We start from the raw sequence: 13375 nt of genomic DNA, 5'->3' as shown, positions 1-13375 counted from the left end.
TGAAGTTTGAGTTCAGAAGAATGCTCGTCGCTTGCGGCGGGCTTTCTTCTGTTTTCCGGGCAGGTGCCGAGCCTGGTCGTTGCTACGAGGGTTTTGGTTGCTGCACCGAAGATCAGGTCGAACGGTGGCTGGAGGACGGCTTCGAGCTGGTGCTGGCCGTGGTCGTCGTGGGTGACCTTAATCTTTTCGAAGACGAGCTGATTGAACACGCGGCGGATCTGTTCGGGCGCCCGCCGGTAGCTGGCCCCGATGAACTGGGCGAGGTCCAGTGCCTGCGTGATGAGTCCGTCAGCCCTTGTGCAGTCAGCGGTGAGATCTCGGAGCTTCCGCGTGACGGTCAGCAGCTCAGCATCGAGTCGCTTCTGCTCGGTACGGAGCACGTCGAACGGGATCGCGTTGTTGTAGTGGGCTTCGAGGAGCTTCTGCTGTTTGCGCTCGACCTCCTGCTTCGTGGACTCAAGATGCTTGTGCTCGGCGATGGTATCCGAGCGGATGTTCGCGAGTGAGGCGCGGAGCAGCTTCTCAAGGTCGTCGCGGAGGCTTTGGGAGAGGCTGAGCCTGTCGTAGAGCTGCTGGATGCGCGCTTCGAGGTTTGCGATCTGGATGGATGGCAGCTGGCAGTCCGTGCGCTTGGAGTGCCTGCCGAGGCACATGTAGTACGGGTAGTTTTCTCCAGGGCGGTTCTTCGTGATCTGCACGAGCATGCGGAATCCGCAATGCCCGCAGAAGATCGTCGACTTCAGGTAGTGGTCGTGCTTGATCGTGCGTTCGCCGTTGGCTTTCGGCTTCAGAACAGCCTGCACCTTGGCGACGGTCTCCGTGTCTATCAGGGGCGTGTGAGACCCGGGGTATTCGACCCCTTTGAAGCTGGTGAAGCCGGTGTAATAGCTGTTGGTCAGTATCGAGTGAACCTGCCGGATCTGTACCGGATTTTCGGTCATCCGCGTCGTTGTGACTGTAGTGAGACCGCGCCGGTTTAGCTCATCGGTCAGGGTGCGAAGGGTCCGCTCCCCAGTCGCGTACTGTTCAAACGCCCAGGAAATGAGTGGCGCGCGAGCATCGTCGATCGTGACAGTGCGAACCTCTTGCCCGGTGCTGAAGTCGCGAACGTTGAAGTAGCCGATCGGCGCTCGCCCCACGGTGCCACCGTTGCGGACCTTCTCGTTCATGCCCTTGAGGACTTCGTTGGCGAGGTTGCGACTGTAGAACTCAGCGATCGAGGACATGATGCCCTGCAACAGCATGCCTCCAGGGGTCTGGTCGATGTTCTCGCTCGTGGAGACCAATGTGATCCCCAGTTCACGGACCGTCTCGGTGATAGCGACTTCGTCGGCGCGGTTACGGGCGAGACGATCCAGCTTGTGCACGATGAGGTAATCGATGTGTTCGGCTTCTTCTTCGAGGTAGCGGAGCATGTCCTGCAGCGCCGGGCGCTTGGTCGAGGTGCCGGAGACACCTCGCTCAACGAACTCCTTGACCACGATCGCCCCCATCGACTGGGCCTTCTTCTTGTTGGCATCGCGCTGGGCAGGGATCGAGAACCCCTCCTCCCTGCCGCCGCGTTCGGCCTGCTCCCGCGTGGAGACGCGCAGGTACGAGACGGCGCGCTTCGGCGTGAAAGACTGCGTGAAGACGGCGAACGGATCGGTCATCGCGGCCTGTGGTTGCGGTGGGGCGTAGATGGGCGTGCTCATGCTCCCATTGACGCTCTGTTCATTGGAAGAGTCCAGTCCGAAATTGACCCTCTGATCTTGGTTTTCCACTGTTCCAGGCGGAGCATCGGGGGTCGGGTTAGGCAACGAAGACATGATGTTACCTTCCTCGATCGATGATCTCGAAGCCACCGTGGGGCGCTTCGGCGAAGCCGGTGCGGATCCAGGTGAGAAGTTCTGGTGGGAGGTCGTGGGTTCGGAGCATGCTGGTGATCGGCTCGAGCTAGCCGAGTGCATCCAGCTGATCGTCGATGAAGTGCTCGATGCGGTCGTAGGACGCCCAGTGAAGGTTCGTGAAGTCGTTCTCCATGTCGGGGATTGGCTCGACCCCATTCCAGATACGTTCGAGGTAGACCTCGAAGGCAGCGCCATACTCGAGGCGGAGGCGTTCGAGCTCGCGGGCTTCAGCGCGGGTGCGTGGCTGCGGAGTGGGTTCAGGTGCCGGGCATACGGTGCGCTGCTCCGGCGGTACGTGAGGGGGTTGTCGTTCGTGTGTCATAGAGGGGGCTCCTTTCCCTTAACTGATGGTTGATGGGTGCGGGACGAGCTTGGCCGAGAGCGGTAGCTCGCCCCGCTGGTGGTGTCAGCTCTGGCCGTTCTGGTTCAAGTCGGTACGGTCGAACGCGAAGCATCCGTCGTACGTTTGAATGAACCAGTACCGAGCCTCAAGAGCTTCCTGGAGCCGCGTCTCATCCCAGGCGAGGACGCCTTCGAACCCGATCTGTCTGTTCGCGGCATCTCGTTCGTCGTCCCAACCGTTCAGTTTCAGTAGCACTTCTCTGGCATCGTCTTCGTCTCGTCCTTCAGCGGCGAACGTCCGGCCACATAGACTCACTAGCTGGTCTGGCGTGCGGTCCCTGATGAATGGCACGAGTAGGAATGCAATGAAGACGCTGCCGTATTCGTCGCGACCTCGACGCAGAACGTCGCGCCACTACTTAGACGTTGCGATCTTCTCCAGGAGATCCGTCGCGATGCTGGTGGCGTCGTCGACTCTCATTCGGATGAGTTCGTTGATTTGGTTGATCATGGCTTCCCTCCTTTCGGGATGTGAGATTTGTTCTCCGGGACAGCAGCGTGAGCACCGCCGAGCACCGGTCTATGGAGCTAGTCGGAAATTTGCGGCCCGTCACGGATCAGTGACGTAAGCTCGTCCAGGGTGATCACGGTGAATAGTTCGCGCGGCAGCTTTGTCTCGGCGTCGAGTGCCCGCAGGAACCGGGATTTTCGTTCTTGGTGCGGGACGATCCAGACTACGACCGGGTAGACGCCGTGGCGCTCTTGCTCGATGCCGGTGCGGCGGTGGAACTCGTACTGCCAGCACTTGCGGATCACGCGGGCGGGGTTTTCGGTGGCGCGGTCGACCTCCAGGAAGTACCGGTCGACGAACTCGCGGCTCGTCACCGTGACGGTGAGGTCGGGCTTCAGAGTGATCGTCTGCCCGTGCGCGCCAAGGTAGCGGCGCCAGCAGGACGGCCCACCCACCGCCTCCGCACTGAGCTCGTACTGCTCGGCGGTCTCGTAGAAGAGCACGCGGGTCTCGGAAATCGCCAGCAGGTGCGCGAGGAACGTGGTCGAGGTGTGGTGTGGGCGAAGCCGGGCGGTGCCGCCGGTAAGGAAACGGAAGCCCTTCGTGGTGAGGGTCCAGATCGTGACGGCGGATCCGCCTTGCCAGCCGCCGACACAGCGTTCGAGCCTGGCGATCAGGTTCCGCTCGCGAAGCGTGGTCAGGTGCCGAAGGGTTTGCCGGAGCGCTGAACGAGGGGTGCCGTACGAGGAGCGAGTGAGGCGCATCAGTTGACGTGTCGTGATGAAGCGATGCTGGCGAACGCGCTCAAGCAGCCGCCCCCGCATCGGGTGTTCATCGGCGATCATGACGCACCTCCTTCTTGTGCTGGATGGCTGATGGACGCGCTCGTTGAGCGGCCCCGGCGGTGACCCCATAACTGGGGCTCAGTCACGGCTAGCACGCGGGCGGCTTCCGCGCTGCCCTGCGGCACGGGCGAGGTGTTCGTACCGGCGGAACGTCTTCCGAACCGTTTCGAGAATCGGTTCGGAGCTTTGGGCGTGCTCATCGCTTTGTTCTCCCGATGCCGCCGGGCGACTCGCCCGGGTTGTCGCTCGTCGAGGTCTCGATGAGGTTCAGGATCTGCTGCTCGGTCGCCTCAGCGGAGACGCCGTACCGATCGTGTGACGCCGCGTAGACAGCTGATGGGTCAGCGATTGGAGTGCTCGGTGGACGGGTCTTGAAGGTCATCCAGCCGGTGCTTTCACCCTGCTGGAGGACGTTTGCGTAGTCGTGGTACTTCGGCAGCAGCATGAAGTCCTGCACATCGAGGCTCGGCGTCTGCTTCGCGGCCGTGGTCGCGTCGTAGCCGTTCATCCCGAAGTAGATCTTGTTGCGGGCGTTGGCGTTCATGGATTCGCGCATGGCCGGAATGAGCTGGGAGAAGTACTGGTGCGCCATCGTGAACGCGCCACCAAGGGAGCGCGCCTGAGCGAGCGCATCGGCGAGATCACCGGGGATCCCGAGACGAAGTCGTGCACCTCGTCGATGAAGATCTCCACGACATGGCGACGCTCCTGCGGTACCGACTGCCGCGCCAGCAACCATGACCAGAGCTACCCGAGCAGCAGCGTCCCGACGAGCCGGGCGGCGTCGGCACCGAGTAGACCTCGGTTGAGGTTGACCACGACAATGCGCTTCTTCGACATCAGGTCACCGATATCGAACTGCGGGTCGGACTGACCGAGCATGGCGCGAAGGCCGGGACGGAGAATGATCTGGCGAAGCTTGTTCAGCACCGGAGCGATCTCGATCGCCTGCTGGTCAGGCGTCTTCGCATTGTACTGACGCCGGAACGCCTCAGTGCCGAGCGGATCCTTCTGCCCTTTCAGTACCTTCTTTCGGAAGGCCGGGTTGGTGAGGAGCGGCTGCAGCCAGAGGAGGTTCGCCTCAGGGACATGCGACAAACTGAGGAACGCCGCAGAGAGGACATCGGCAGTCCGGATGCCCCAGTAGTCCTTGAACAGAGACTCGAAGATCGTGAGCAATGTGTCCGCCGTGACATGCGCAAGCCGAGCCGGACCATGCAGGGGGTTGAAGCCCACTGGCGACGGGTTCGTCGGGTCAATCACCACAACATCCTGCAGACGGTGTGCAGGGACTCGAGCAAGGACATCGGTGGCGAGGTCGCCCTTCGGATCGAAGATGACGAGGCCGCGCCCGGCGCGCATGGCGTCTTCGATCAGTCCGAGCATGACGGTCGATTTTGCGCTGCCGGTCGGTCCAACCAGCACCGTGTGGAACGCGGCGTCCCGGATCGGGATCGCGACCTTCTCCTCGTGCCCTTGCGCCGCAGTGATGCCGATGACCCGGCTGTCACGCACGAGATCGTGCTTCGGCAGGGATGTATCGATCCGATCAGCGGCAGCGGTGCTTCTCCGGCGGGCCAGCCAGTAAATGCGGCCAGTTCGGACGAACGGAGTGCGATCGGCCACCGCCACGGTAGGCGTGCCTCGTTCAGCTTCACCGGGTTCCCCGCGCTGAGGCGGAGGCGGGCTTCGCTGGTTTCGATCGTACGGAGCGACCCAAAAACCTGGCGGATAAGGAACCGGGTACGGGCCGGAGTGCCGGTTGCGCCGATGCGGAGGCTTGCCTGGAAGCCATGCCGTTCGCGAGCCTCCGTCGCAGCGCTGGTGGTCGAAGACTTCCTCGGAGGCGTCTGACCGCCGAGCAGCAGGTCGAGCCATGAGTGATAGCCGGGACCAGCACAGAACCGCGGCGACAGGAGACGGCCGAGGAGGAGCTGGAGCTGGAGCGTTACCCGCTCACCCTCCTGAAGTTGCGACACCGTGCCGTACAGTGCGCGCACCGCGGTCGATACCCGTACCGTGGCGGCACCGAGCAGATGCCCGCCCACCACGGTGACGGTCGCGGCGTCTTCCATCCGGCTGCGAGCTTTCCGCGGCGTGTTCAGGCGCACAGGAAGGTGTGAGACGAGGGCGTCGCGGATCGCCGGGATACGGTGGGGCTGGGTGCCGAGGAGCCAGCAGGCCCCGCGATCGTCGGCGCGGAACTCGAGAATGAGGGTGACGAGTTCGGGAGCGGTCGCGAAACGCTCGAGCACAGTGGTGATCTGGTCGGGAGAGAGCACCTCGAGCCAGGTCAGCTCGCGCCACTCCAACGCATCTGTCGCTTGTGTCATCGTCCTTCGATGATTCGTCTGGTTATCGCTCTGGCTCATTTCGTCTACCTCCTTCGTGTGAGTCATCGGGTTTGTCCCTTTTGTGCGGCTTCTCGTTCTGTTCGTCAAGATGCATCGCGAGCAGCAGCAGGGCTCTGGCGAATCCGGCGCGGTCGAAGTCCTTCCGCCACACCGGCGTGATGCGGAACCCGGACTGGGCGCTCGAGCCGCGCGGCCTACCGGCGCGGTTTGACTTTCTCGGTGAGACGCTGATCGCCGCCTCCGGTCCCTGGGTCGGGTCAGTCCAGCCAGCGATCCCGAAAGCGGATCCACAAGCGCAGCCCGATCCAAGCGAGCGTGACGATCCCGATGATGAGCAGCAGCCACCAGAGCTCAGCGAGGAGGGAGAGCGTCAGGTGCAGCAGAATGACGGTGCCGAAGAGATAGGCGCACGTCCGGAACAGCATCGCCGTCCATGAGGTCGGCTTCCCATCGTTTGACATGTTTCACACCTCTCATCACGCAGACTCCTGGGTGGCGGAGTCACCGTCCCCGGGCACCGGGTAACCCCAATTCGCGAGTGAGATCAGCGACGGCTCGGGTTGGCCGAACGCAGTGCTCCAGCCTTGACGGCGCAGGACGCTACAGGGGCTGCCGAGTAGCTTCTCCCAACGTGTGACGCGCTCCTCGACTACCTGCCCAACTTCCTGACCGAAGGAGATCTCAGCGTCCCGGAGGCAATGCCGTCGCTGATCCGATGGAGCAGCTTGATCGCGCTTGCAATGAGGCATGAAGACGGTCGTGCGCTCGTTGAGGAGTATGATCGAGAACAAGGCGCAGCTGCCTACTCCCGACGCATCACGCAGGCGAATCTCGAGGCCTTTGACCGAGAGCTTGCTGGGCTCACGAATGAGCAGCTTGAATCCTGGCGAGCCCACGGTGACCACTCCCAGGATGAAGTGGATGAGGTGTTGAAGCTGGTTGATGCCGCGCAGCATCGAGCTGCCCAACGTGCTATCGAAAAGTAAGGAGCCGTATAATGCCCTCGATACCGACCGTGATCCTGAAACCCAACGCCAGAGCAGCTATTGAGCTGCCGTGGCGGGGTTCACCCCGCGCCAATTTCGACTGGCTGAAGGACGTCTGCGGCAAACGCACGAGGCCAGAGTACGACAGGCAGTCCAAGCGCTTTCTCGTTGCACGACCTCACACTCGGCACGTTCTCGACGCGTTGGTCGACGAGTACGGAGAAGTGCTAGTGCATCAGTTCGGATACGCTGCCACCACATGCGTTGAGGCCTGCTGGGACGCCAACCCGGACAACGTCATCGATTGCGTCTGCGGCTGCGCAGGACTGAACCACGGTTCGGGGCATCCGCTCGGGATGCAGGTAGCGCCGGGGCTCTCCGTCCACCAGGAGCTGGCCGAAGCAACCTACATTGTGACGGCGAACGGGACGACCGTGCTCACTTAGGTGCTCGCAGCGCGCGCATCGTGCTCTCTTTCGTTGTCGGTGGTGTCCCGTACGCTGAGCCGTACCCATCAAGAACGACCCAGGAGCACCCCGTGACCAACACTCAGCACATCGGCGACAGCAGTAGCGGCAACCAGCAGATCCAGGCGGACGGCGACGTCACCGCCCCGTTCGCCAAGGACGGTGGCGTCGCCTTCGGCGGCGACAATCACGGCATCGTGATCACCTCGGTACCGACTCCTCAAGAGCCACAGCGCACCTTCGACATCGTCAAGAAGACGCGGGTCCCTACCCCGGCCGCGCTCATCGGAACGATCTCTGGCCTGATCACCATCGCCGGGTTCGTCACAGGCGCCTTCTCGGTGAAGCAGCTCGTTGACGTCTTCATGTCGGGCAGCGGCTTGGACATCTCAAGTGGGATGCTGAAAGAGTACTGGTGGCTCATGGCCTCGGTCTTCACGATCGCCATCAGTTTCATTGGCTGGTCGTTCTTCCGGTTCCTTCGTCGGAATGTGCTTCGCTTGCCGAAGCGTCCGTTCTTCCGCTCTTGGGCCGGTATCAAGGAGGAGAACGGTCGGACCTACCCGTACTCGCTTCGTCTGGCCATGCGGTGCCCGAAGTGCAAGAACCAGAAGCTCCGCTTCCAGCAGATTCCAGAGACCTGGGTCGACTTCTACGATAACACCGGTAAGCGCACCAAGCGGGACGTGACGAAGTGGGCATCGATGGCCGTCTGCCCGCGCAACGAGGAACACTCGATCCCCGTCGACATTTCTGGCAATGACTTTGATGAGGCGCTGCCTCGATAATCAGTCCTGCGTGAGGTGATCTTGTGGCAAATAATATGTTCGTCGCGCCACTTTAGTCAGGCCTCGCAATTTCGTTTGCACGGAGCGCATATGTCGAGTGGCGCAACCGTGTGACGGATCGGGCGCCTGATCCGCTATATCTATTGCCATGGCTTCTTCAACGTCCTCGCCCACGGCACGCGAAGCTGCGTCCGTTTCTGTTCCAGACAGCCTCGAACGGTTCGCCGCTGATCTCCGTGAGCTCAAGCTCCGGGCGGGCGACCCCACCCTTCACGAGTTGAGCTCTCAGATTCACGTGTCGAAGGGCGTGCTCTCCGAGGCGTTCTCGGGGTGTCGCCTGCCCAGCGAGAAGACCACCCTCAAGGTGGTGGAAGCGCTCGGTGACGACGCCAAAGAGTGGTTGGAGCGCAGAAGCCTGCTGGATACTCGAGCGCGACGTAGGGACGAAACGGTCGTGGAAGGTTCCCCGGACCCAACTGATGCGAGCAGCAAGAAGCGGCCTCCGTGGCGCATCGTGCTGGCGGTTGCGCTCTAGGCGGCGCTGGCCGCGGAGCTCACGAGCGTCGTCTGGTGGCAGGTGCTGCAGGACCGGGAAGCGTACTGGACTGCCCAAGTGAAGGAGCCGCTTGGAGACCAGTTCCTGGAGCCAGCCGATGGTGTCGACCCGATGCAGACGAAGTGCCGGGAGGACAAAGTCATCGCGGACGTGCGGACCCAGCAGAACGACCAGTTCAAGGTCGAGATGCTCTATTCCAACTCTTGCATGGGGGTCTAGGGACGTGTCACGAGCCTGGACGGCAAGACGGACGGAGGCTCGATGAGCTTCCGAATCTACCCGGTCAGCGACCCTACAAGTTCGCGCAGCCAAGAACGCTCCGCTGACAACGTCAACTCCCTCTACACGCCGCTGCTCATCGAGCCGGACGTCGAGGCGCGGGTCTGCGGCATCGCCACGGCCACGACGGCTGGCGAGGCGGTCGAACTTGGCCCGCCCATGTGCGTCTGAGGTGCCCGTTCAGAGAGTTCGGAAAGTTTCGATTCGGGGGCCGAACGGTGCCGGGGGCCGTTTCTGCCTGCGAGGCTAGAAGCCCGCGGCTCCAGCGCTCATCGTCGCGCGCGACCGCTGATCACCTTCCTGTCTGGGCACCCGAGCCCCAGATGATCAGCCCTGGGCCGCTTCCTCTGATCGCCCAGGAGGCCCTGATGACACTGAACCCATCCGCGTCCGATGCCGCGTGCCCACCCTGGTGCGCGATGCTTCATGACCCCGAGGGGAGTGCGGACCGCTACCACCAGACAGAGCGGGAGAGCGCACCCGGAGTGTTCCGACGGCTGTCCTTTGACTCGGAAAGCGGTGCGGAAACGGTGACGGAGTGCCTCGTGGTCGCAGCGCGCCGCTTCTACGGCGACGATGAGGTCTGGACCAGTATCGCCAGCGAGTACACAGAGCTCGAGATGAGTCTGGAGTCCTCGAAGCGCCTCCTCAAACTGCTTGGCAGAGTGCACGCAGGTCTCGCTGGGAGCGAAGCGTCTGCTCCGCTTCGTCTCCTCGCCCCACTCGATCCTGGCGGTCGGCGGGAGTAGTTCGGCGACCTCTACGCCGAGCGCCTGAGCGATCCGCACCAGCAGCTTCAAGCTGGGGTTTGCGGGCTCGTTCTTCTTACAGTACCCGCGTTCGACCTGTTGGTAGTGGGTCCGGGTGAGCCCCGCGCGGTGCGCCAGCTGCTCCTGGGTGAGACCCGCGTCCAGACGACGCCGCGGCAGCTCCACGCCGAGCTCGCGCACGTACTGGTTCCACGAACTCGCCGGCTGAATACTCACCACTCCAAGGCTGGTCGCCTCCACGACTTCCGTCGACCAGAAATATCCGGCAAGATGAATCAGGCACGAAATATCCGGCACGTATCAACTCAACATCTCGCCCTCAGGGGAGGAGCGATCCGCCGCAGGAAAGAGCTCCGGCCATGATCGAAGCATCCGTGGCGTTCCTCGCCAGCAACTGGGACGCAGCGCTTGGCGTGCTCGGAACGCTCATCGGGATCTGGCTCTCGTGGAAGCTCCGGGGCCACCCTCTTCTCGGGTACACCGTATTTGAGCCCCGCTCGGCAGCGCCTGGCATCCGTATCAAGGTCCGCGCGGGGGCTGGTGCTGACGGCCGGATGCGCTTCCAAGCTCGCATCAGCAACACCGGCACCGACCGCATTGAGCAGCCTGCAAGCAGCGGCGGCGACCTTGGATTGGACTGCGAGAAGGGTCGGCGGGTCGCAGGTGCTTCCGTCGATGCGCACAATTCCAACCTGTCGCAGAAGCTGAGCACCGGCCTCATCGTCTCTGAGAACGGTAGGCGGCTCACGATTGACTTTTCCGCGCTCGAACCGAGGCAATGGATGGAGTTTTCCTACGACCTCGAGCGTACTGAGTGCGCCGGCGTCTTCGACAACCCCGTACGCACACCGATTGCCAGTGGCTACCTGCCGGGATCACTCACTGCCGTGCGGAATCGTCGTTCGCCGATTGCCGCAGGGCGCGACCTGGTGTTCCTGCTTCTGATTCAGACTGCGACCGTGCTCCAGATGTTCGCCGTGGCGCTCGTCGGTGCGTGGCTGGTGCGATTGTTCTTGCCCTCGGCGGCGGAAGGGTCGCTGTGCGCCGTGCTCACAGCAGGGTGCAGCGTGGTGCTCTTCCTGGTTCTCCAGTTACTCAGCGGAATCCCGGGACGCTTCGTTGCTTATCCGGGGCTCGAACCGCCGGAGAAGACGGCAACTCGTTCGACGGTCGTTGGGGGAGCCATCGCTACGATCGCGCTCCTCGCTCTCTGGCTGGCAATCAATGGCACAGTTGCTGCCGCGTCGTCGGCACAGCTGTTTCAATTCGCCGCAGTTGCTGCACTCGTGCCGCCGCTCTATTACTTCGCCACCTACAACCCCACAGCGGATGCTGCGGCGGGAGCCGGGGTCCGATTGCTCCAAGGTGGCGCGCTCTACATCGTGCTCCTCGGGGTGTTGGTGGTTGCTATGGTGACGGGGGTTCTCGGCACGAGCCTCGCCTCCGGGATCTATCTCCCGGTGTTCGCATTGACGCAGGTGCTGGTCGTAGCTCGCGCTCGGCAGCAGGGTCAGCGGTGAGAACTGCAACGAACCGCGAAAGGCGGACAGAAATGAAAAGAACAGTTCAGTCGATCGGGAGCGCCGCCTGCCTGACGGTGTTCCTCTCGCCGACCGGATGCGCTAGTGATGGTCCTGCTGCCCCGGTCAAGACGAAGCCGGTCGAGACCTCGCGGTCCGCGGATGTCACTCCGTCACCTACCCAGTCAGCCACTCCTGAATTGAACGTGCCGAAGATCCGCGACAACTTGGTCGTGAATGAGGTCGTCATGGATGAGCTTGGCCAGCTCGCAAAGTTCGGGGGAGACGGCGACCTTGCGGCTGTTCGCGCTAAGGCATGCAAAGAGTTTCAAGCGAACAACCCGCTCGGAGGTGAGTTTGGTGCACCAAGCCGGACGGACAAGGTTGAAGCAGTAGAGGCTCGCTACGAAGCGAAGCAGGTTCTCTGGAGGGCATACGTTTCCGACAAATTCCGCGATGATCAGTGGCGGGAAGACATCAGTGCCGCGAGCATCCTGGATGGTGTGAACTCGTGCCTCACTAACAACGTGGCCTCGAAAGGTGTTGACTTTACAGACACGGCCTTCTTTAATGCGATTGCTGACGATAAGCCCCTACCAGCTACCACAACCAGCCCGAAAGAGCATTCATTCAAAGACCCAAGTGAAGGGTATGTTTGTACGAGCTATATGACCGCTACTGTCGAGGGTCAAGCTCCAGCAGATGTGTGGCGAAGATTCCTATGGAATGAAACTACACAGGATTGGGATATCACTCACGAGCAAGTTGAGAATCCGTACAATTTGAGCTGGAAGGGGCTCCAGTAATGATTGCACCAGGTCGATCACGTCGAGCAGCCGTAGCCCCCTCGCTAGCGGCAACTGGTCTGCTGTTGCTTACAGGCTGAATGACAACCGACCCTGCGTCTGAAGACGCGACGTCTGGATCCTCATCTATTTCCGAAACTGGGGTGACGCTGGTCCGAGACTGGGGCAATGCCGGGTTCCCGAGCCCATCCGAGAAGCCTGAGTGGTACTGCGCCCAGCGGACGGACAAGGGCACACAGGAGGCAAACCGAATCGCTCAGATCAAGGAGAACCCGGGGTGGAACTGGAAGGTTGAAGACAAGCTCAACTGTGAACTCGGGTTGCCGCGTGCCGTGCTGGTCATTACGGGGCCGGAGAGTTCGCAGAATGCGACGCCGGAGATCACCTACTACGTCTCTATGGCCCCGAATAATGGAAACTGGTGTCTGGGATCGTTGAGAGCGAGTGGGGCGATCGGTTGACAAGCCGGGATCTGCGCGACCACGCCCCTACTGAAGGTTGATTATGAGCCAGCACATTCCAGCTCCACCGAAGGTGTTGCTTCGGATCTCCTGACGCCAGTTCAGCCCATAGGTATCAACGAGAGTATTTTCGAATGACGGATCACTCTGCACCATGCTTTCGTACATCTGCAAGATCAAGTCAATCCAGTTGATTCCGCGGCCACACGTCGATGGATCTGGTGGATAGTAAACAAGCCATGCGGCATTGCTCATAACGTATCCGATGATAATTCCCCGGCTTACAATGCGCTGACCGTTGGCGCTGATCCGAACCGTTGGAAACTTAGCTGGCGCCTCGACCCCAGCGGTTCGAAGAAGTGTGCTGTCGCCCGGATCAACTTTGTAGCTCGTGATTTCTCCGTTCTCGTTTGTGAACCTAGCGCATTCACTGGCTGTGAAGTCACTGGTGGCGGGAAAGCCTGAAGCAGCGCCAAGTCAGCTGTCGTGAACATGGGTTGCCTGCGGGATCTTGTCATCGACCGAGACGAGGCGAATTTGCTTCTCGGCAGTGTCGGCGGCTGCAACGTAGGCGGCAGTCCCCGCCCTCTTTTGGATTCCGTTGTACGTCAAGATGCTCACGGCGGCAAGAATGGCGATGACGACGATCACGACCAAGAGATCGACGATAGTGAAGCCTCGCTGAGGCAAGGGCTGATTTTGTGGAGATGTCGTCTTTGGCTGCATTGTTGTGATCGACTTTGAAGCATAGGCGATATTCATTCAAGGATCGAGGTGGCGTAGTTTTTACAACAGTTCGTC

18 protein-coding genes and 2 pseudogenes are annotated in these 13375 nt (G+C 61.6%); 10 read left to right on the top strand and 10 right to left on the bottom strand.

What is annotated here, in order from left to right; translation table 11 throughout:
* Nucleotides 1-20 precede the first annotated feature (20 nt).
* Nucleotides 21-506 carry a hypothetical protein gene (locus FW756_RS04780; RefSeq protein ID WP_446429021.1) on the top strand — a complete coding sequence of 162 codons (486 nt, stop codon included), beginning with the start codon at nt 21-23 and terminating at the stop codon, nt 504-506.
* Between the two features lie 81 nt (nt 507-587).
* Here the strand turns inward: FW756_RS04780 and FW756_RS04775 are convergent.
* The 8 genes and pseudogenes from FW756_RS04775 to FW756_RS04740 form a co-directional block, all read right to left on the bottom strand.
* Nucleotides 588-1652, bottom strand: a pseudogene (locus FW756_RS04775) (recombinase family protein); the annotation flags it as partial.
* A gap of 283 nt (nt 1653-1935) precedes the next feature.
* Nucleotides 1936-2211 (bottom strand): hypothetical protein, encoded by a 276-nt coding sequence (locus tag FW756_RS04770; RefSeq protein ID WP_446429020.1) that lies wholly within the window; start codon nt 2209-2211, stop codon nt 1936-1938.
* An 84-nt stretch (nt 2212-2295) separates the two neighbouring features.
* Entirely contained in the window at nt 2296-2487 is a 192-nt protein-coding gene (locus FW756_RS04765) for a hypothetical protein (RefSeq protein WP_446429019.1), read from the bottom strand.
* A 332-nt stretch (nt 2488-2819) separates the two neighbouring features.
* Nucleotides 2820-3587, bottom strand: a complete 768-nt coding sequence (locus tag FW756_RS04760; RefSeq protein WP_446429018.1) for a replication-relaxation family protein — start codon at nt 3585-3587, stop codon at nt 2820-2822.
* A gap of 196 nt (nt 3588-3783) precedes the next feature.
* Nucleotides 3784-4326 carry a hypothetical protein gene (locus tag FW756_RS04755; protein WP_446429017.1) on the bottom strand — a complete coding sequence of 181 codons (543 nt, stop codon included), beginning with the start codon at nt 4324-4326 and terminating at the stop codon, nt 3784-3786.
* A gap of 8 nt (nt 4327-4334) precedes the next feature.
* Nucleotides 4335-5012: a type IV secretory system conjugative DNA transfer family protein gene (locus tag FW756_RS04750; RefSeq protein WP_446429016.1), complete on the bottom strand. Its 678-nt coding sequence runs from the start codon at nt 5010-5012 to the stop codon at nt 4335-4337.
* Nucleotides 4961-5986, bottom strand: a complete 1026-nt coding sequence (locus FW756_RS04745) for a hypothetical protein (protein WP_446429015.1) — start codon at nt 5984-5986, stop codon at nt 4961-4963. Before FW756_RS04745 ends, FW756_RS04750 begins: the two co-directional genes overlap by 52 nt.
* Nucleotides 5987-6198: 212 nt before the next feature.
* A complete protein-coding gene (locus FW756_RS04740; protein WP_446429014.1) occupies nt 6199-6402 on the bottom strand; it encodes a hypothetical protein in 204 nt (67 codons plus the stop codon).
* A gap of 264 nt (nt 6403-6666) precedes the next feature.
* On the opposite strand from FW756_RS04740, the gene FW756_RS04735 reads away from it, so the two are divergent.
* The 6 genes from FW756_RS04735 to FW756_RS04710 all read left to right on the top strand — a co-directional run bounded on the left by FW756_RS04735 (nt 6667) and on the right by FW756_RS04710 (nt 9766).
* Nucleotides 6667-6927, top strand: a complete 261-nt coding sequence (locus FW756_RS04735) for a hypothetical protein (protein ID WP_446429013.1) — start codon at nt 6667-6669, stop codon at nt 6925-6927.
* Between the two features lie 11 nt (nt 6928-6938).
* A complete protein-coding gene (locus FW756_RS04730) occupies nt 6939-7373 on the top strand; it encodes a hypothetical protein (RefSeq protein ID WP_446429012.1) in 435 nt (144 codons plus the stop codon).
* A 92-nt stretch (nt 7374-7465) separates the two neighbouring features.
* Entirely contained in the window at nt 7466-8182 is a 717-nt protein-coding gene (locus tag FW756_RS04725) for a hypothetical protein (protein WP_446429011.1), read from the top strand.
* Between the two features lie 148 nt (nt 8183-8330).
* The gene (locus tag FW756_RS04720; RefSeq protein WP_446429010.1) at nt 8331-8717 is read left to right on the top strand and encodes a hypothetical protein; all 387 of its coding nucleotides are present in this window, start codon (nt 8331-8333) and stop codon (nt 8715-8717) included.
* Nucleotides 8718-8999: 282 nt separating this feature from the next.
* Nucleotides 9000-9188, top strand: coding sequence for a hypothetical protein (locus FW756_RS04715; RefSeq protein WP_446429009.1), 189 nt, complete (start codon nt 9000-9002; stop codon nt 9186-9188).
* A gap of 197 nt (nt 9189-9385) precedes the next feature.
* The gene (locus FW756_RS04710; RefSeq protein ID WP_446429222.1) at nt 9386-9766 is read left to right on the top strand and encodes a hypothetical protein; all 381 of its coding nucleotides are present in this window, start codon (nt 9386-9388) and stop codon (nt 9764-9766) included.
* A gap of 9 nt (nt 9767-9775) precedes the next feature.
* Here the strand turns inward: FW756_RS04710 and FW756_RS04705 are convergent.
* Nucleotides 9776-9952 (bottom strand): annotated as a pseudogene (locus tag FW756_RS04705) (helix-turn-helix domain-containing protein); the annotation flags it as partial.
* Between the two features lie 194 nt (nt 9953-10146).
* Here FW756_RS04705 and FW756_RS04700 point away from each other — a divergent pair.
* The 3 genes from FW756_RS04700 to FW756_RS04690 all read left to right on the top strand — a co-directional run bounded on the left by FW756_RS04700 (nt 10147) and on the right by FW756_RS04690 (nt 12574).
* Nucleotides 10147-11307, top strand: coding sequence for a hypothetical protein (locus FW756_RS04700; RefSeq protein WP_446429008.1), 1161 nt, complete (start codon nt 10147-10149; stop codon nt 11305-11307).
* A 32-nt stretch (nt 11308-11339) separates the two neighbouring features.
* Nucleotides 11340-12113: a hypothetical protein gene (locus tag FW756_RS04695; RefSeq protein ID WP_446429007.1), complete on the top strand. Its 774-nt coding sequence runs from the start codon at nt 11340-11342 to the stop codon at nt 12111-12113.
* A gap of 80 nt (nt 12114-12193) precedes the next feature.
* Nucleotides 12194-12574 carry a hypothetical protein gene (locus FW756_RS04690; RefSeq protein WP_446429006.1) on the top strand — a complete coding sequence of 127 codons (381 nt, stop codon included), beginning with the start codon at nt 12194-12196 and terminating at the stop codon, nt 12572-12574.
* Nucleotides 12575-13051: 477 nt separating this feature from the next.
* Here the strand turns inward: FW756_RS04690 and FW756_RS04685 are convergent, their stop codons facing one another.
* The gene (locus tag FW756_RS04685; RefSeq protein WP_446429005.1) at nt 13052-13336 is read right to left on the bottom strand and encodes a prepilin-type N-terminal cleavage/methylation domain-containing protein; all 285 of its coding nucleotides are present in this window, start codon (nt 13334-13336) and stop codon (nt 13052-13054) included.
* Nucleotides 13337-13375: the final 39 nt, after the last annotated feature.

This window comes from Leucobacter sp. 1207-22 (assembly GCF_052850455.1).
The sequence above is the reverse complement of the archived record's forward strand: the minus strand, read 5'-3'. Positions and strand labels throughout refer to the sequence as shown.